This window comes from Pseudomonas sp. A25(2017), assembly GCF_002001065.1.
GTDB classification, from domain to species: Bacteria; Pseudomonadota; Gammaproteobacteria; order Pseudomonadales; family Pseudomonadaceae; genus Aquipseudomonas; species Aquipseudomonas kilonensis.
This window is the reverse complement of sequence record NZ_MUOA01000075.1, coordinates 71487-89976: the sequence shown is the minus strand read 5'-3', so window position 1 is coordinate 89976 and position 18490 is coordinate 71487. Positions and strand designations below refer to the sequence as shown.

The following is an 18490-nucleotide window of genomic DNA, read 5'->3' as shown; positions in this document are numbered from 1 at the left end:
GACCAGCTCAGCGCGGCGCTATCGCCACCTGAGTCCCTTCCAAGCTCGCTGACAGCGAACACTCAAGACCGCTGAGCGTTCGATGCGAGCAATTCCTTCAATATCGCCGCCGGGTCGGCTCGTTTTTGCTGACGATAATTCCCGACATGACGAACGAATAGCGTTGCACGCGCCACCAGGCTCTTGCCCAATACCGGCTTGCGCTCCAACTCTTCCTTGATGCGTTGAAACTGCGCCTGGATCACGGCATCGGTGTAGCGCGTGCCGGTCGCCAGGTTGTCGATATAAATCGCCACCGCGCCATCGAGCGCGCTGCGACCGTTATCGATGGCCGTGGCGAACAGCGTGGCGCTGGCCTCATCCTTGGCGTCCAGGGCGGCTTGCCGACTGTTCTGCAGATTGGTCAGGCGAATGTTGTAGTTGTTGACCGTCTCGGCCACCAGGGCCGACGACTGAATCAGGTTGCCCGCCGCTTCCTCGCGCTGCTGAGCGATGAGCGAGACGTTGCGCTTGAGCTCTTCGTTGACCAGGCCCAGTTCGGCTTGCAGGCGCGGGTCGACGCTGGCGGCGATGATGCTGTCCAGGCGCTTGGTCGGGTCGTCGGCGTCATCGATGGCGTCGGTCAAGGAAGCCAACCGACCTTCTTTCTGCCATTGGGCAAACAACTCCTTGTAGCGCGAACGCGGCGCCGACAAGGCACCGACGGCCACACGAAAACCGGTGGTCTCGTTGCTTTGTTCGGTGCCGTCAGCGGCGAACAGCGGGTATTCGCGGCGCATGCCGGTGAACAGCGTGCCCTCGCCTTCCAGGTAGTTGCCGCCCTTGACCACGAAGCCGCCATAGGCGCCCTGGCGGCGACCGGCGTGCACCAATTGGAAGGATTCCTGGACCATCTCGGCGGCGTTGCCGACCACGTCGAACAGGCCAATCGGATTTGGCAGCTTGGTGCCGATGGGCATCAGCCGCGCCGCCTGGCCGGTGCCACCGGCGACCTGGTTGAACACCGCCCAATCGGCCAGCGGCCCGTCGCTTTCACTGCCTTCCAGGCGCCGAGGGAACAGGCGCCCTTCCAGGTCCTGACGGCTCACGGCTTGCCCACCACGAGCGGCGAATTCCCACTCGACTTCCGTCGGCAAACGCACAAAACCCAGCCCGCCGTCTTCGGCGGAAGTACCGCGACCGCTCACCGGCAGCAGGTCCTTGTGGTATTTCATCAGCCAGGCGCTGTACACCGCCGAGAAGCGCTCGGCCTCGAACCTCGACAGTTTCACCTTGGGCAACCGCCCCGCCACGCCTTGGGGCAAATCGGCTTGCAAGGTTTCGCAGGCTGGCGCCGCTTCGCCGCTGGCCAGTGATTGCGCTTGGGCCATGACCTGGGCGTATTGCCGGGCCGTGACTTCGTACTTGCCGATGAAGTACAGCATCGGCTTGAGCGGCGTCTTGGCGTCGGTCTTGGGCATCAACGGCGTGATGGTCTTGTTCCAGTCCTTGGGCAGGTCCTTGAGGGTGAACTGGCCGTTGATGAAGTCGCGCCGGTAGCCGGAAATGAACGACTGTTGATAACCCGCCTCGCCTTCGCTGAACGGGTAACCGAGGCTGATCTCACGGTCGTCCAGGGTGCCCTGGGCGAGGATGTAGACGTAGCGGAACACCATCTGGCCTTCGCACGGCAGCGGCAGGCTGACGTCGTCGGGCAACGGCTTGGGGTTGTCCAGCTTGTCCGTGCCTTCATCAGCCCAGACCAAACCGGCGAGGCTCAGCGCCACGGCGGCGCCCAATAACTTATACATCGCGAATTCCTTCACACGCCTGGATGCGCGCCACGCGCCAGCCGCCACACGCCGCCGCGACGGCACTGACGCCGAGCACGGCCACCAGGGCCAAGGTGTAGTGACGCACCAACAGATGACTGGCGTATTCACCGGGCATCTGCGCAAATAAATAATTCAGGCCCGACTGCGCCACGCCATACAGACCAGCACTGAGCAGGGCCGCAAGTGTGGCGCTGTAGAGCGCCTGCAACACCACGAACAACAACAGCGCCGCGGTGGAAACCCCCAGCAGGCGCAACACCGACAGCTCCCGGCGCTTACGCTCGACCGCCGCCAGGGCACCGGCAAAGATCGCCGCGAACGCGCCGGCCAGGGCCAACCCGGCGATGATCCAGAACACGATCGACAGATTGCGGCTCAGCGATTGCACTTGTGCGATGGTCTGGGCCTGGGTCGATACCAACAGGTTTTGCCCAGCGAAATACTGCCGCAGCGGTTCGACATCGCCGAGGCTGCGGGCGTACAAACGAAACGCCGGGTAGACCCGTTGCTCGCTCACGCCCACCGCATCGCCCGGCCAGCCGAACGCGGGCACGGCACGGCCGTCACGGTAATCCTCCGCCGCCTCCAGCAACGCCAGCGGCGCAAACAGGCCGTCCCGGGCGAAGGCTTCCAATGGCAGCACGTGCAGCACCTGCACGCGGGTGCGCTGCGCCTCGCTGCGACCGGCCACCTGCCGGCCGAAGCTGGCCTGCAACCAATCGCCGGCCTTGGCGCCGAGCTTTTCAGCGGCGGTCTGGCTGAGCACCACTTGATCCAGGCCTTGCGGCACCGGCAAGTGATCGAACAAGGGATCGCTGGCTGCGGTGGGAATCATCTCGACCGTGACGAGCGACGCATCGCCGCTCAAATCCGCCGTGGCGGCGATCTGCCGGGTGCGCGGTAAAGCAAAGGCCACGTCGCTGCGCTGGCTCAATTGTTCGACGAACTCGGCACTGAAACGACCGCCGCCCAAAGGGATGATTTCCCGGGTGGCCGGGTCGTTCTGCAAGCGTTCGGTGAGGCTGCTGACCAGGCCGAACTTCAGGCCGAACAGCACCAGCAACGGCGCCACCACGGCCACCAGCGCCAACACCGAGCAGGCCGACAGCCAGGCATCGTTGCGGTAATCCTGCCAGGCCAGGGAAGCCACCAGCGTGCCGCGCATCAGCAAGCCTCCCCGAGGGTGGCGGTGACACCGCCGTCGACATCGCGACGGCAACTGATGCGCCGCACCTGCAAACCGCTGGCGCGGGCCAGCGCTTCATCGTGGGTCGCGACCACGCAGCACACGCCGTGCTCGCGCGCCTGGGCCACCAGCAACTGCATGACGCGCTCGGCGTTCAGCGGGTCGAGGGCGGCGGTCGGTTCATCGGCCAGCAGCAGGCGCGGCCCATGGGCCAACGCCCGGGCACAGCTGACCCGCTGACGTTGGCCGACAGACAAGTCCGCCGGTTTTTTGTCCAGTTGATCGGCAATGTCCAACTGCCCAGCCAGGCGCGTCACGCTTGCGTCATCCTTCAAGCCCAGCAATTTGCGCGACAACGCGATGTTGCCGCGCACGTCCAGGAAGCCCAACAGGCCGCCGGTTTGCAGAACATAACCCAGGTAACGGCTACGCAGCTCGGCCAAGGTGCCCTGCTGCGACGCACGCCACAATTTGGCGATGTCCAGCGGCGTGTTGGCGGGCGTGAAGTCGAACTGCCCGGCCTGATCCGGCGCCAGCACCAGCGCCAGCAGGTCCAGCAAAGTGCTCTTGCCACAGCCGCTGGGGCCGACCACCGCCAGTTGTTCACCGCCGCGCAAGTGCAGCCGTGGAATCACCAGGCTGTAGCGCTGGCTGCCGGCGCCCCGGCTTTTATGCACGGCGTTCAGGGTCAGCATCACGGCAGCGTCGACAATGGAACGCGGTACAAGGCGTCACCCGGCTCGGCATCGCCGAAGCGCACCCAGTTGGCGAGGTCGTTGTGGAAGGTTTCGTAGAGACGGATTTTCGAATCCAGCTCGTCGATGAAATCTTCCTGCTCGGCCACGCTCAAGGACAGCCACAGATCCTGGGTCATGTTCAGCGACTTGCTGCGGTACGGCAGCCCTTCGAGGTACTCGCCGAGAATCCCGCCGTCGGCCAGGTTGCCGCCCTTGCGCAGGGCCGACGGGTCGCGGCTCATGTAGGCACTGGCGCTGGCGATTTCCTGGAAGAAGTCCTTGGGCGAACTCTGGGTCTTGCGGGCCGCGTCGACGATCAGCTTCAGCGATTGTTGCAAGTCGTTGAGTTGTAGCTTGGTCAGCATCACGCAGACCTGGAACGCCGGCAGTGCCGGGTTGGTCAGGTCGCGGTCGGCGGTCCAGGCGCTGACCAGTTGCGGCGCCTGGCTGGCGGATTTACGCCCCAAAAAGTCCATGTGCATCGCGTAGCCAACCGCGGCCGATTTGTCGGCCAGGCTCGGCGCGGCACTGAGCAGCGGCACGCTTTGCGCCTTGTTGCTGCGCACCTGATGCACCAGGTCGGCAAACACCGAACCGATCTCGTCGACGCGCTCGCCAAACTTGCGCACATCGGCGCCCGGCACCGGAATGTACAGGTCGCCGATCTGCGGGTTGGCGTCGGCGGTCAGGGTGCGGTACTGGCTTTGGGCACCGCTGTGGGTTTTCTTGCCGGCGTCGCTGAGCAGGTGCAGGGCGTAGATCTTGATCTGCTTGCCCAGCGCCGCCTGGCGCACTTCGGCCTCGTTCATTTGCGTGGCGGCAAATGGATCGTTCTTGCGCAGGGCCCCGGCGTCGGTGACCAGCAGGATCAAACGCCCGCCGTAACCGGACCAGTCCATGCCTTCGACGGCTTCCATGACCCCGGCGAACGCATCTTCGTTGAACGAATGGCTCGACACCGTCGAGGCCTTGACCTGCCGCGCCAGGTCCATGAAGCGTTGCGGGTCGCGGCCCTGTTCGAGGGTGATCAAGGTCTTGGCGACGTACTCCAGGCCCGGGGTTTTCTTGATGCTGCTGCGGAAACCCACCATGCCGAAGCTGACGCTGTCCAACTCGCCGCGCTCGGCGATGCGGGTTTGCAGTTCGTGGACCACATCGCGGACTTGGTCGATGTAGGGCTGCATCGACACGGTGGTGTCCACCACCAGCACCACGGCCGTGCGGAACGCATCGGCGTTGGCGGTGGTGATCGGCGTGTTGCTCGCAGCCTTGGGGGTGTTGCCAGGGTCGATGGACGCGACATTCAGCAACTGCACCGGCTGGCCGTTTTCATCCAGGCTTTCGCGGGAATCGAAGATCGGCAACAGGTAGAACTGGCTCTGCGGCACCGCACTGGCGGCCGGCTCCAGGGCCAGCACCTGCTGGTCCTCCTGCGGGCTCTGCTGGGCCTTGAGCAACACGTTCTTGGCCGCCGAAGGGTTAGCCAGGAGCTTCTCCACTTCACCGGCCTGACGCAGGAACATCACCGGCGCACGGCCGGAACGTTCGGTGAACTTGAGCACCAGGCTCTGCTTCCAGTCGCTGACCTGGGCAGCGGGCAACCAGCCGTCGCTGCGCCCGTCAGTGGCCGCGCCGACCCGCACCCACGAACCGCCGTCGACGTCCTTGCGCTGATACACGTACAGCACGGAAAACGCCGGCAGCGCCTTGCCCGGCGCGGCGCCCGGCGCATCGGCGAGCTTCGCCCCCGGTTTGCTGAGCACACGCTGGAACAGGGTTTTCTTGCCGGCCATCAACAGCGGACGCTGGCCGCCGTCGGCTTCGGTCGCCACGGGCGGCTGAGCCGGCGGGGCAACGGGCGGTTTGACCGCTGGCACTTCCGGGGCCTTGGGCGGCTTCACTTCCGGGGGCTTGACCGAGGTGGTCGTGGCCACTGGCGTCTTCACGTCTTTGCCGTCATCACCGGACAACCACCAATAACCCGCGCCACCCAACGCCAGCGCCACGGCGACCGCAACGGCAGCCAGGGCGAACACCGGCCCCTTGCGTTGCTCCGACACCGAGGATTGAACCGTCGGCTTTATCGGCGGCGCAACGGGCTTGGACTGTGGTTTTGCCTGCGATTGTGGCGGCGGTGGTGAGTAAGCCGGGCCACTGGGAATGTCGATGGACATGGGCGTCAAACCCGCCAAGTCATCCACCGGTTTCGGCGTCTGCGGCAGTTGCAACGACAACGGCCGAATCAACGTCGCTTCCGCCGACTCATCTGGCAGGTTATCCAACGCCCGCAGCAACGCCGCCGCATCCGGGAAACGCTCCGCCGGATCCTTCGCCAGCAGCTTGCGCAACACGTCCTGGTAACGGCCGTGGTGCACCGGCAGTTCCGGCAACGGTTCGGTCAGGTGCGCCAGGGCGGTGGAGAGTGCGTCGTTGCCGGTATACGGCAGTTTGCCGACAAGGATTTCGTAGAGCACCACACCCAGGGCATACAGATCGGCGCGGCCGTCGATGTCTTGCCCACGGGCCTGTTCCGGGCTCATGTAGCTGGGCGTGCCGACGGCAAAGCCGGCCTGGGTGAACTGGGTGCGGTCGTCCAGGGACTTGGCGATGCCGAAGTCCGAAAGCACCGCCGTGCCATCGGCGCGGAACAGGATGTTGGCCGGCTTGACGTCACGGTGGACCAGACCCAGCCCGTGGGCATAACCCAAGGCCGAGGCGATCTGGCGGATGTAGGTCAGGCCCTGCTCCGGCGTCAGGCCCGCGGCGATGCGTTCCTTGAGCGTGCCGTTGGGCAGGTACTCCATCGCCATGTAATACAGCTCACCGACGTTGCCGATGTCATGGATGGTGACGGTGTGCGGGTGCGACAGGCGCGCCAGGGTCTTGCCTTCGCGCAGGAAACGCTCGCAGAAGGTCGGGTCGGCTGCCAGGGCGGCGGCCATCACTTTCAACGCCACCTTGCGTTCCAGCGAACGCTGGGTCGCCAGGTACACGCTGGCCATCGCACCTTCGCCGATCGGCCCTTCGATGTCGTAGCCGGGGATGACAATGTTCAGGGTCAAGCTCATGACGGCACCTTCACGACCACCACGGTGATGTTGTCCGGCGCGCCGCGCATCAGGCCCAGGGACACCAGGCTGCTGGCGATTTCGCCGGGCTCGTCGTGGCTCAATACCTCGCGGATTTCATCGTCCTCGACGGTCTTGGTCAGCCCGTCGCTGCACAACAGGTAACTGTCGCCGGGCACCAGCAACAGCTCGGTCAGCGCCAGGTTCAGTTGCCCCTCGACGCCAATGGCCCGGGTGACAATGTTGGCCCGTGGATGGACCCGCGCCTCGGCTTCGCTGAGCAGGCCGCTGTCCTGCAGATCCTGGACGTAACTGTGGTCCCGGGAGATGCCTTCGAGCACGCCGTCGCGCAAGCGGTACAAACGACTGTCACCGGCCCACAGGCACATGCCGCGCAGGTCGCGGGCGACCAACACCACCACGGTGCTGCCCATCATCGTCACGCCACGGTTGGCGGTTTCTTCACGCACGGCAGCGTTGACCCGCAGCAGGTCGCTTTGCAGCGCCGCGACGTATTCGTCCAGCGAACGCCCCACGGCAATGCTGCGCAGACTGTCGACGATCAGGCTGCTGACGTAGTCGCCCGCCGCGTGCCCGCCCATGCCGTCGGCCACCACCCACAGGCCGTTTTCCGGCAGGTCCAGGCAGGCGTCTTCGTTGACCTGGCGGACCATCCCGACATGGCTCTTGCTTGCAGACTTGATTGCTTTTCCGGCACTTGGACGCATCTACACAACACCTTCTTGGCCGAGCAAAAATTGCGCAAAATCAGCCGCCGCCGGCAATCCCTGGCAGCGCATCAAACCCGGGGCAATGCGTTCCGATCCCTGGCCCCACCACAGGCTCGCGCCTTCGCAGGCCGCCTCGGCGAGGGCGCTCATGCGCCGCTGCGGGTCGGTGGCATCGAAGCGATGCAGGCTGGCGAAGCGGCTGCTCGGCGTGCGCGGCAGGTACATCGGGCTGCCCAGGGTCTCCAGCTGTTCGTTGAACGCCTCGAAACTGGCCTCCACACTCAACGTGCTCAGCAACAGGTTCTCGACTCGCTCAAACCACTCGTCCGCACCGCCCACCACCGACGCCGGGTCCGCGTCAGGCTCCAGCAGCATCGCGACGGTCAGCGGAAAATAACGACCGACCCGGTCGATGCTCGGCATCACCACGCCGACCGCGGCGTCCGGGCCACACACGCCCGGCGCGACCATGAAGCGCCACAGCGGGCTGACCAGATAGGCATCCAGCCAACGCTCGCCGAGGCTGGTCTGGCTGGCGAGCAAACCCGCCGCCAACCACGAATCCCACGGGCCGATAAAACTCTGGGGCAAGCCACGGCTGACAAAATCGCCGCGGCTGGCCAACTTTCCATAGAAGCCCGGTGTACTCATAGCCGCTCCGGCAGGCTGAAGCCGCTGAGCACCCGGCTCTTGAATGGGTTGAAGGCGCTGTTGGCCCGCAGCTCATAAGAGGCGCTGGCGCCATCGACCCGCAGCCGCAGGTTGAAGCGATCCGGCGAGTTGCCGGCGGTCAGGTCCGATTGTTCCAGCAGCCGGAACCAGGCCCACGGCCCATCCAGGGTGATGCCGGAGCGACCGCTGGACGACGGCGGCATGATCGAGATCCGCACCACGCCGATGCTGCCCGGGTTTGGCCACTGCATGGCGGTCGGGCGGCTTGGGCCGTGGTCGTAGCTCAACTGTTGGCCGTCGAGGTCGAGCAGGAACTGGGTGATGGTCGAGTCCATCGCCACCGGCTTGAGCTCGAAACGCACCATCGGCTGCGTGCCACCGGAACGGAAGAACGCATCGCGGATGGTCGCCGCGCGCTGGAAGGTCTGCAGCACGCCAGGGGCGATGCCGAGCTTCTGTGCCGCGCCCGGTTGCCAGCGCCAGGTCGGGGTCGAGGTGTCGACGTAGGGTTGCAGGTACTTGCGGAAGTAGTTGTCCATCACCCCGCCGACGCCGAAGAACTGGCCGAAGTCATCCAGGGTCGCGTCCCGCGCGCTGCCTGGCGACATCGGATAGCGCCCGGCCAGGGACTGGCGATAGATGTTCACCACTTCGCTGGTCCAGGCGGCGTTCAGTTGGTTGCGCACCCCGCCCATCATGCTGTTGGTGGTGGAGTTGACCACCGACTTGACCAGGCCCTGCACCAGCGGCGGCTGGCGTTCGGCATTAAGGCTGACGCGCGTAGCGGCGGCGGCTGCCTGGTTCTTCGCTTCGCCGAGCAAGGCGTCGCCACTGGCACCGACCATGGCACTGACCTGCACGTACAGGGCGTTCATGTCCGCCAGCAGACCGTCGATGACCGCTGGCTCGCCTTCGCTTTTGCTGACGATGCTGTTGAGCTCGGCGAAGTGCGCAGTGATCGGGTCATCACTTTGCGCCGGTGCGTTTTGCGTCGCCTGCTCCTGGCCGAGCAAGCTGCCCAGGCGTTCCTTGAGCTTGTCCACACCGCCTTCTACCGGCGCACCTTGGGCGGCCAGCAGGCGTTCATCCTGTTGCAAGTCGGTTTCCTTCGCCACCGCCACCAGCAGTTTTTTCAACGGCGAGGTCGGGCCGGAAATCACCCGCAGTACATCGGCGGCCTGGGCCACGCTGGTGATCGGCACAAAATCGATGTCGGCCAGCAAGGCGTCCCATTGGCGCAGGTAGTCCTGGAAGTACAGGCGACGCACATCGGCGGCCAGGCTGGCGACGTTCTGCTGATCGGCCTGCTCAAAGCCCAGCACCCATTGCTCTTCGGCCAGGGTGCCGGTCTGGCTCAGGCTGGTGAGCAGGAAGCCCTGGCGATAGCCCTTGACGGTGAAGAACCCGCTCAGCGGCTCGCCCAATGGCTTGCCGCTCTTGCGGCTGAACACCAGCGCTGCATCACGCCCGGCGGCTTCGTTGATGCGGAAGTCCGGGATGCCTTCGGGCAGCTTTTGGCGCTTGATCCGGTCGTAGACCCGCTGGGCCACCGGCAATTGCTGCAACTGACGGCGCAGGTCTTCGACCAGGCGTGGGTCGAGGCGCGCGAGGGGCGGACGCCGCTCGAACAGCGCCTGCAAATGTGCGGTCAGGGCCTGGCGCTGCTCGGCCGGCAAATCCCGCGGCAAGCTGCGGTCCCAATCCAGGGCGATCCAGGCCTTGATGAAGTCGGCATCGTAATGCTCGGTGTCGGCGAGCATCAGGTAGGCCTTCAAGCCTTCGTAGAGGAAATCCGAATTGCCGCCGCTGTGCAGTTGCTCTTCGATGCGCGTCAGCAAGCGTGGCGCGAACACTGCGATCAGCAGCTTGCGATAGACACTGCCAGACTCGGCTTCGAGCATGTCGCCCTGGTACAGGCCCAGGCCTTCGGCCCAGCTCGGTGCGTCGTCAGCCAGGTGTTTCACGGCGTTGAGCAACGGCAACACGGCGAGGACGTCGCGTTGCGCCGGGCTGAGGTTCTGCACGGTTTGTCCCAACGGCGCGACCTTCTGGTCGACCTGGGCGATGTAGGCCTGGTTGGCGCGGTAGCTGACCCACCACAACGTGCTGACCACCAGCACCAGCACCACGGTGGAAGCCAGTACGCCGCGGGCGATCCACTTGCGCCGCCGCTCGACTTTCGGGTCGACGCCCACCAACCCGCGTTCGGCGAAGGCCACGGCGGTGAAGAGTTTTTCGATGAAGTAGCTGCGCCCGGTGCCGGTCTGGCGCGCCAGGTGCTGGCGGTCCAGGTTCATGCTCTGGGCCATGGAGCCGATCAGGCGATCGATCGGGCTGCCTTCCTGGGTGCCGCTGGTGAAATACACGCCGCGCAGCAACACGCGCTCTTCGAAGGCGTTGGGTTTGAACACGCCTTCGAGGAAGCTTTGCAGGCAATCTTTCAAGGCGCCGAACTGCTGCGGGAAACCGTAGATCAGATCACGGCGCGCCGGGTCGCGCTCTTGTTGCAGGCGTTCCACCAGGCGGTCGTTGAGGCGCTGCTCAAGGCCGGTGAATTCGCTTTGCAGGTGCGCCAGTGGGCTGTCGCTGCTCTTGCCATCGTCCAGGGCAAAGGTCATGCCCCAGACCTGGGCACGTTCTTCCTTGCTCAGGGTATCGAAATACTCCATGAACCCGGGCACGAGGTCGAGCTTGGTCAGCATCAGGTAGATCGGGAAGCGCACGCCCAGTTGGGTGTAGAGCTCCTGGATCCGCAGCCGGATGGCGGCGGCATGGGCGGCGCGCTCGGCGTCGCTGCCCAGCAGCAGGTCGGACAGGCTGATGGCGATGAACGCGCCGTCAATCGGGCGCCGGGCCCGTTGTTTTTTCAACAGGCCCAGGAAGCCCAACCACGCGGCCTTGTCGATGGTCGCGTCGCTGTCCTGGGTGGTGTAGCGGCCGGCGGTGTCGAGCAGGACCGCCTGGTCGGTGAACCACCAATCGCAATTGCGCGTGCCGCCGACACCGCGTACGGCACCGGCGCCCAGTTGCGCGGCCAGCGGGAAATGCAGCCCGGAGTTGACCAGCGCGGTGGTCTTGCCCGAACCCGGCGGGCCGATGATCACGTACCACGGCAGCTCGTAGAGATTACGGCGCTCGTCACCGCCCAGCTTGGCTTTCTTGAGCAGGGCCAAGGCTTCGTCCATGCGCTGACGCAGGGTTTCGAGCTCTTCGGCGGTGGCGATGCTGGTCGGGTCCGGTGGCGTTTGCGCGGCCAGGCTGCGCATCACTTCGGCGGCCTGACGGCGCGCCTGGATAATGCGGAAAACCCGGTAGGCGATCCATACCGCGAACACCAGGATGATCAAGGCCCAGCGGCGGCCTTCGGGCACCAGCCAATCGAGCAGCGGGCCCACGAACCAGATGATCAGGCTCAGGGCGATCAGCCCCAGCAATGGGATGACCCAGCGGGTCATAAAACTGAAAAACGCCTTCACTCGACCCCCTCCGCCAATACTGTGATTTCAACCCGACGATTGCGCGCACGCCCCTCTGTGGTGGCGTTGGATGCCAACGGCTCGGTGTCGCTGCGGCCTTCGGCGCTGAAGCGCTCGGGCTGGCCAGTCTTGGCCGAGAGAATTTGCAGCACCGATTGCGCCCGCGCTTCGGACAACGCCCAGTTGGACGGGAACCGGAGGGTGGCGATCGGGCGATTGTCGCTGTGCCCGGTGACCAGGACCTGGCCCTTGACCTTGCGCACCGCTTCGGCGATGCGCAGCATCAGCGGCTGGAAATCGTCCTTGATGCTGGCGCTGCCCGAGGCGAACAGTTCATCACCGCGGATGGTCACCACCGAGCGGTCGACGGCGTCTTCCACGGCAATCCGGTTGGCGCGGATTTCATCGGCGAGGAAGCCGGCCAGGCGTGGGCGCTCGATCACTTTCGGCTGCACCACAGGTCGGTCGATGGTCTGCACCGGGATTTCACCGAGGAAATGAATGTTCTTGAACACCGGCTCGGCATCGGACGCCAGTTTCATGCGCAGGCCGAACAGCAGCGCCAGCAACAGGGCTGCACCGATGGCCACGGCAATCCACGGCGGCATGAATTGCGCCAGCCGATCACGGGCCACAGTGACACCGCGCCAGTGCGGCGACAGCTCGCGCTCGTAGTCGCCCCGGGCGCTGCGGATCACCGCGCTGGTGCGCTCACGCAACGCTTCCAGTTGGCTGCGACCGTCGTTCATCACCCGGTAGCGCCCTTCAAAACCCAGGCACATGCACAGGTACAAAAGCTCCAGCAGATACAGGCGCTCGCGCGGGCTTTGCAGGCAATGCTCCAGCAACTGGAACACCTTCTCGCCGCCCCAGGCTTCGTTGTGCACGGTGATCAACAGGCTTTGCTTGCCCCAATCGCTGGTGCCGCCCCACGGGGTGCTCAACACCGCTTCGTCCAGCGCGGTGCACAAGGCGTAGCGGGCCAGCAGCACATCGTTGCGCACCACACCGGCGGCCTCGGCACGCTCTTCGAACTGGCGCAGGTAGGCCAGCAGTTGCGCGCGCAGACTGGCCGGCGCCGGGTGGGCAATGGTGTTGCGCAGGCGCGTCAGCAGCGCCAGCAGCGGGCCGGCGGCGCTTTCCAGCGGGTTGAGCCCCTCGGCCTTACCGGTCAGCACCGGCGCGGCTGGCATCGACAGCGGTGCAGGCGCAGGCGTCGGCTGTGGCCGACCAGCGTCCGGGCGGAAGGGATCTCCACCACGGCCACCGGGCGTCGGCATGAACTGGGTACGATCGTCGTTACTCATCGCGGTTTATCCTCGGATCGCCCAGAACGCCAGGTTCAGCCCTGGGAACTGGCCGGCGATGTGGAACGCAAAGCCGCCGGAGTTGCTCAACTGTTGCCAGTGATCGCTGCCCCGGTCGAGCTCGTAGTAAGTGGAGCCGGCGTGGTACGGCAACTGCCGTGGCGCCACCGGCAACGGCAGCAGGCCGATGCCCGGCAGTTGCAGGTTGACCAGGTCGCGGATGTGCTCCACCGAACCGACCTTGCTCTGCTGGCCGAAGCGGCCGCGCAGGGTCTCGGCCGGCACGTCGGCACGCACCACCAGGATGAAGCTGGCGCTGTCGAGCAGGGTCTTGTCGGCCAACATCGCCACGTGGATGCCGTAGGCTTTCTCGACAATCGGAATCGGTGTCGCCTTGCTGTCGATCAGCATCGACAGGGCTTCGCGCAGGGCCTGCATCACGGGCGCGTAGCTGAGCGCCAGGTCATCGTGCTGGTAAGGCGGGTATTGCTGCGGTCGTCGCCCGGACGCGGTGAACGTGGAGAACTCCCCGGCCAGGCTCACCAGCTCGCTGTAGAAGCGCTCGGGATGCAGCGGGCTCAACTGGCTCAGGTGCTGGATCAACGGCTGGGCGCGGTTGACCAGTTGCAACAGCATGAAGTCGGCAATTTCCGAGGCGCCACCGGCGCCGGACGCCACCACCCGCCCGGCCAGGGCTTCGCCGCGTTGATGCAGCAGGCCCAGCAGTTCACTGCGGAACGCCGCCAGCGGTTTGGAGGCGATCACATCCAGCAGCGGCGGGATGTAGGCGTCGTCGAGCACCAACGCACGGTCGGCGCGTTTTTCCTTGATGCGCACCACGCCGATGGCGGCGTAGTCGCCGATGCCATCCTGTTCGGTCAACAGCCGCAGCGCCCGCGAGCCGAGGGCCACCGGAGCGCGGTTTTCGAACGGTGCGTTGTCGTCGCGCACTTCGCACACCTGGCTCACATAACGCGCAGCGCCGAGGTCTTCGCCTGCGTCCACGGTGTCCCGGGCGCCGGCGCGCTTGAGCGGCAAGGCCAGGTACACCAGGCCATCGCGCAGGTTGTCGTCGACGTTCAATGGGATCGGCGCCAGGTCATCCTGGGGAATGTTGAAGGGCGTACCGTCCGGCAACAGGCCGCGCGCCGAGATGATTGCCAGCTTGCCCTGGGCCAGCAGGCCCTGGTCGATCAGCAATTCGGAAAAACCCCAGGCGCCGGCCGACAACGGGCGGCTGCGTGCGTCGATGAGGTTTTCCAGGTAACGGTCATGCTGTTGGAAGTGCTGCGTTCCAATGAACATGCCTTCCGACCAGACCACGCGATTGTTCCAGGACATGGGGGCTCCGATTGCTTATTGGGCAGGGCTGGATGGGGGGACGACGACGGCGCTGCGCACGGCGCGCACATCGAGGCTGATCTGGTATTCGGTGTATTCGCGCGCCGGGACATTCATCACCGTGCGCCACAGCGACTGGTCCAGCTCGCGATAGCCCACCAGTATTCCGATGTGCCGCGTGGCCGGGTCGAGGTCGCGTTGCAGGCTCAGTTGCTGGCCGGGCTGGACCAACACTTCGTCCTGGTCGATGAGGTCGGCGCCCAGCGTGGCCTGGGCGCGTTCGGCCAGGGCGAAATAATCGGAACGGCCGAAGGTGGCGGCATTTTTCAGTTCGAAAATGCGCACCCGGACCGGGGCCGGCTGGCCGGTGGCGCCGGGGTTGAGGCCGGCAATGGCGTGAAAGTGCAGCTCGATGGCGGCGGTGTCGGCCTCAGCTTCTTCGGGCTGGGGGTTGGTCGCATCCTTGGCGCACGCCGTCAGCAGAAGCACGGTGGCGACTGCGAGTAAAAACCTGGGAATCATCCTGCGTCCTCAATGACGTTTGAGCTATCCGTTGTGTGCCGATCAATCTTGTTATGGGACGGCGCCGCTTAGCGGCGTCGCTGTCGCGTACTGTGTTCTTCGTAGGCGCGGCTGAACTCGCGACCAAACAGGTCCTGGAAATCCTCTTGGGCCTCCCGGGAAATGTTGCTGTAGAGCTCGGTGAACTGCTGCCAGTACTGGGCCTGTCGCGAGCCGCTGAAAATACCCGAGAGCCCACCGGGCTTGGCCATGCGTTCTTCCAGTTGCGCCGGCTCGAAGCGCCCCAGCAAATGCTTGATGGCCGCTTCCACACCGGCCATCACCGCCAGTTGGTGAGCCCGCAAGTCATCGAAACTGTCACGCACCGCCGCGTCCGGGGCCATGAACGCCTGGTTGCCGTGGCGCAACAGCAACAGCAGGGCTTCATCGACATTGGGGGCGAATTTCAGCGGGTTGTTTTCCACCGGCTGGATCATCGTCTGTTGGATACGGAACTCACCCTTGAGGCTGCTGCGGGCGCGCAAGACATCGATCAGGCCTTCGACCATCAACCGATAACTGCGCCCGATGCTCTCCATCTGCGCTTCGGCGTTGGCCTTGTCCAGGCGCAACTGGTCCAGCCCGGCACCGCGCAGGAACGCTTGCAGCAAGTCGGGCTGGTTGGCCTCGACCGGGGCGACTGGAACAACTGGGGCAACCGGAGCAACCGGAGCAACCGGAGCTGCGACCGGGGGCTCGACGCGGGTGACCGACGCTTCAGGCACGGGTGGCGGCGGCGGTGCACTGATTTCAGCAAAGATGTCGGCGAGCGGAGCCTGCGGGGCAGACGTCGCGACCGGCTCAACCACCGGCGGTAGCGGCACAGGCGGCGGGGCCACGGGCAGCGGGGCCACCGCCACTGGCGCGGGCTTGTCGCTGAAGGGGTCCCAGTCATCCGGAATCACCGAGGCAGACGGCGGTATCACGGGTTCGGCCACGGGCGGCGGGCTCGGCCGGGGAATCGGTGTCGGCGGGCGGAAATCGTGCTGCTCGGCCGGCACATGGTCGGGCTGGGTGGCGGGCGGGACACTGCTCGGGCTCAAGAAATCGAACAGGTCCGGCAGGGTGTCCATGGCCGACCCGCCCTGGAAATGCGCAGGCGACGTCACTTGAATCGGCGATGGCGCATGCATCGGCGACGGTGTATGCGCCGCTGCGCCCTGGCGCCCCATCAAGGCCTCGAAACTGCTGGGCGATTCGGCAAACGGGTTGCTGTCGGTGACTGGCAGGCTGAAATCGACGCGCGCCTGGATCTCATAATCACCGATGCGGATCACTTCGCCGTCTTGCAGTGGCTCGCTGTTGCCCTTGCGCAGGCGAACACCGGCCTTGACCAATTCCACACCATTAGTACTGTTATCGGTTAAGTAATAACGCCCATCTTTGTATTGGATAACGCAATGTTTGCCGGAAACCAGGCGCTCAGGGTCCGGCAATACCCAGTCATTATCGGAATTACGGCCAATTGCCATCACCCCCTGATCCATGGACTTTTCAGAACACTGGCCTGGGGTAATCTTGTGATAACTAGTGATAGTCAAACACAGCGGCATCTTGCCTCCTTGCTGAATACATCGCGCGCGGGCGGGTGAAGTGAGGATTCAGGCCCTGACTACCCACCAACAACCTTGCCAACCACCGCGAAACGGCTTTTTGCCAGCATGATTGCTGATCATAACCGGCTTGCGTGACAAAAACCCCACGTCAGTTGCCGCTTCGACCGATGGGTCGAGCAGGCTGTTAAGCGCATCACAACTGTTACAGAGGGGCTACACTGGTGAAATAGCTTACCTTGACAAGCGATAAGTACTACACCAAAAATGCACAACTTCTTGAATATAGATGATGGCACTTTAAAATCACTTAAGGTTTAAAAGGCCATTGCCGTCAAGGAACATGTGAGTTTCATCCGAAACTTGCGTGTGAACTGCCCGACTTTCTTCAGCGGGTGATAGGGAGATCGATCCAAGTGGATGTGCCTTTGTTGCTCGCCGCCGTTTCCGCGACTTCGCCGTGCGGTGAAGATTTGGAATATGACGCGGATTTCTTGCGCCTGGAACGCGACTCCCGGGGTCAGCCCGAGCGCAGCATGGGCGATTCGATCCTGCCTGCCGAGCCTCCTGAATGGCGCAGCATCCAGCAGCAGAGCCTGGACTTGCTGCAACGCAGCAAAGACCTGCGCATCACCCATTTCCTGTTGCAAAGCTCCCTGGCCCTCGAAGGCCTGCCGGGCATGGCCCGTGTGCTGACGCTGATCAGCGAACTGCTCAAGCAATACTGGGCCGAGTTGCATCCGCGCCTGGACGCCGATGACGACAACGACCCCACCGTACGTATCAATGCCCTCGCCGGCCTGACGTCCGATATCACCATTCGCCTGCTGCGCGAGAGCATCCTGGCCCGTTCGCGGACCTTCGGTACCGTCAGCCTGCGCGCCGCCGCCAACGCCAGCGGCCTGCAAAGTTTCCCGGATGAAAACCTCGGTGCCGAACAGCTCGCCGGGGCCCTGCTCGACAGCGACCCCGAGCAGTTGGAAATCACCCGTGCCGCCCTGCTCGAAGCCCGCAGCGCTGCCGAAGCCATCGAACAACAGGTCAGCGACCAGGTCGGTTCCGCCCAGGGCGTGGACCTTGGCCCACTGAAGCAACCGCTGAAGATGGCCCTGCAGATTCTCGGCCAGTTCGCCCCGCAGAGCGGCGACAGCGCCTTGTCCGATCCGATCAGCGACGACAGCGCCACGCCAACTGAATATGCCAGCGCGCCAAGCACACCGCGCAGCACCAGCACGAGCACCGTCAGCGGCGACATCAACAACCGCGACGACGTGCTGCGCAGCCTGGACCGGATTCTCGCTTACTACACCCGTCATGAGCCCTCCAGCCCGCTGCCGGTGCTGTTGAACCGGGCCAAGAATCTGGTGCACGCCGACTTCGCGGCCATCGTGCGCAACCTGATTCCCGACGGCATGAGTCAATTTGAAAACCTGCGCGGCCCAGACAGCGAATAAAAAGCGAACGGATCACGCAGTCACGTCACCGGTACCCCCGATGACGCCAACACCGTCGCTCAAGCGACCAGGAGCAGCAACGTGGCGAAGCAAAGTTCTCAGAAATTCATCGCGCGCAACCGCGCGCCTCGAGTGCAGATCGAGTACGACGTCGAGCTCTACGGCGCCGAGAAAAAGGTCCAGTTGCCCTTCGTCATGGGCGTGATGGCCGACCTCGCCGGCAAGCCCGCCGAGCCTCTGGCAGCGGTGGCTGATCGCAAGTTCCTCGAGATCGACGTCGATAACTTCGACTCGCGCCTCAAGGCCATGCAGCCGCGCGTGGCGTTCCATGTGCCTAACGAACTGACCGGCGAAGGCAACCTGAGCCTGGACCTGACGTTCGAAAGCATGGACGACTTCAGCCCGGCGGCCGTGGCCCGCAAGGTCGACTCGCTGAACAAGCTGCTCGAAGCGCGCACCCAATTGGCCAACCTGCTGACCTACATGGACGGCAAGACCGGCGCCGAAGAAATCATCATGAAGGCGATCAAGGACCCAGCGCTGTTGCAGGCCCTGGCGAGCGCGCCGAAGCCAGCACAGGACCAATGATC

The 18490-nt window shown here is 64.7% G+C and carries 13 protein-coding genes; 2 read left to right on the top strand and 11 right to left on the bottom strand.

Annotation, left to right across the window (positions count from 1 at the left end; genetic code table 11):
• Window positions 1-62: 62 nt before the first annotated feature.
• The 11 genes from B0E42_RS19430 to tagH form a co-directional block, all read right to left on the bottom strand.
• Entirely contained in the window at window positions 63-1790 is a 1728-nt protein-coding gene (locus B0E42_RS19430; RefSeq protein WP_053183046.1) for an SUMF1/EgtB/PvdO family nonheme iron enzyme, read from the bottom strand.
• Window positions 1783-2979, bottom strand: a complete 1197-nt coding sequence (locus B0E42_RS19425; RefSeq protein WP_077507083.1) for an ABC transporter permease — start codon at window positions 2977-2979, stop codon at window positions 1783-1785. The genes B0E42_RS19430 and B0E42_RS19425 overlap by 8 nt, the downstream gene beginning before the upstream one ends.
• Window positions 2979-3695, bottom strand: coding sequence for an ABC transporter ATP-binding protein (locus tag B0E42_RS19420; RefSeq protein ID WP_024619024.1), 717 nt, complete (start codon window positions 3693-3695; stop codon window positions 2979-2981). The genes B0E42_RS19425 and B0E42_RS19420 overlap by 1 nt, the downstream gene beginning before the upstream one ends.
• Window positions 3695-6805 carry a serine/threonine-protein kinase gene (locus B0E42_RS19415; RefSeq protein ID WP_077507082.1) on the bottom strand — a complete coding sequence of 1037 codons (3111 nt, stop codon included), beginning with the start codon at window positions 6803-6805 and terminating at the stop codon, window positions 3695-3697. The genes B0E42_RS19420 and B0E42_RS19415 overlap by 1 nt, the downstream gene beginning before the upstream one ends.
• Complete coding sequence (locus B0E42_RS19410) at window positions 6802-7533, bottom strand: PP2C family serine/threonine-protein phosphatase (RefSeq protein WP_077507081.1); 732 nt, start codon at window positions 7531-7533, stop codon at window positions 6802-6804. Before B0E42_RS19410 ends, B0E42_RS19415 begins: the two co-directional genes overlap by 4 nt.
• Entirely contained in the window at window positions 7534-8187 is a 654-nt protein-coding gene (tagF, locus tag B0E42_RS19405; RefSeq protein ID WP_003206910.1) for a type VI secretion system-associated protein TagF, read from the bottom strand.
• Entirely contained in the window at window positions 8184-11684 is a 3501-nt protein-coding gene (tssM, locus tag B0E42_RS19400) for a type VI secretion system membrane subunit TssM (RefSeq protein WP_053183054.1), read from the bottom strand. Before tssM ends, tagF begins: the two co-directional genes overlap by 4 nt.
• On the bottom strand, window positions 11681-12991 hold the full coding sequence (locus tag B0E42_RS19395) for a DotU family type VI secretion system protein (RefSeq protein WP_024619029.1): 1311 nt from the start codon (window positions 12989-12991) through the stop codon (window positions 11681-11683). Before B0E42_RS19395 ends, tssM begins: the two co-directional genes overlap by 4 nt.
• 6 nt (window positions 12992-12997) lie before the next feature.
• Complete coding sequence (tssK, locus tag B0E42_RS19390; RefSeq protein ID WP_014340882.1) at window positions 12998-14332, bottom strand: type VI secretion system baseplate subunit TssK; 1335 nt, start codon at window positions 14330-14332, stop codon at window positions 12998-13000.
• A 15-nt stretch (window positions 14333-14347) separates the two neighbouring features.
• Window positions 14348-14854 (bottom strand): type VI secretion system lipoprotein TssJ, encoded by a 507-nt coding sequence (gene tssJ / locus B0E42_RS19385; protein ID WP_024619031.1) that lies wholly within the window; start codon window positions 14852-14854, stop codon window positions 14348-14350.
• A gap of 68 nt (window positions 14855-14922) precedes the next feature.
• Complete coding sequence (gene tagH, locus B0E42_RS19380) at window positions 14923-16446, bottom strand: type VI secretion system-associated FHA domain protein TagH (RefSeq protein WP_077507080.1); 1524 nt, start codon at window positions 16444-16446, stop codon at window positions 14923-14925.
• Between the two features lie 416 nt (window positions 16447-16862).
• On the opposite strand from tagH, the gene tssA reads away from it, so the two are divergent.
• Entirely contained in the window at window positions 16863-17900 is a 1038-nt protein-coding gene (tssA, locus tag B0E42_RS19375) for a type VI secretion system protein TssA (protein WP_053190088.1), read from the top strand.
• An 81-nt stretch (window positions 17901-17981) separates the two neighbouring features.
• Window positions 17982-18488: a type VI secretion system contractile sheath small subunit gene (tssB, locus tag B0E42_RS19370; RefSeq protein WP_003206923.1), complete on the top strand. Its 507-nt coding sequence runs from the start codon at window positions 17982-17984 to the stop codon at window positions 18486-18488.
• Window positions 18489-18490 lie beyond the last annotated feature (2 nt).

Excerpts from the sequence above, each read along its gene's own strand:
- B0E42_RS19410 (WP_077507081.1), bottom strand. The coding sequence starts at position 7,533 with ATGCGTCCAAGTGCCGGAAAAGCAATCAAGTCTGCAAGCAAGAGCCAT.
- B0E42_RS19415 (WP_077507082.1), bottom strand. The coding sequence starts at position 6,805 with ATGAGCTTGACCCTGAACATTGTCATCCCCGGCTACGACATCGAAGGG.
- B0E42_RS19425 (WP_077507083.1), bottom strand. The coding sequence starts at position 2,979 with ATGCGCGGCACGCTGGTGGCTTCCCTGGCCTGGCAGGATTACCGCAAC.
- tagF (WP_003206910.1), bottom strand. The coding sequence starts at position 8,187 with ATGAGTACACCGGGCTTCTATGGAAAGTTGGCCAGCCGCGGCGATTTT.
- B0E42_RS19430 (WP_053183046.1), bottom strand. The coding sequence starts at position 1,790 with ATGTATAAGTTATTGGGCGCCGCCGTGGCGCTGAGCCTCGCCGGTTTG.
- tssK (WP_014340882.1), bottom strand. The coding sequence starts at position 14,332 with ATGTCCTGGAACAATCGCGTGGTCTGGTCGGAAGGCATGTTCATTGGA.
- tagH (WP_077507080.1), bottom strand. The coding sequence starts at position 16,446 with ATGCCGCTGTGTTTGACTATCACTAGTTATCACAAGATTACCCCAGGC.
- B0E42_RS19420 (WP_024619024.1), bottom strand. The coding sequence starts at position 3,695 with ATGCTGACCCTGAACGCCGTGCATAAAAGCCGGGGCGCCGGCAGCCAG.
- tssJ (WP_024619031.1), bottom strand. The coding sequence starts at position 14,854 with ATGATTCCCAGGTTTTTACTCGCAGTCGCCACCGTGCTTCTGCTGACG.
- B0E42_RS19395 (WP_024619029.1), bottom strand. The coding sequence starts at position 12,991 with ATGAGTAACGACGATCGTACCCAGTTCATGCCGACGCCCGGTGGCCGT.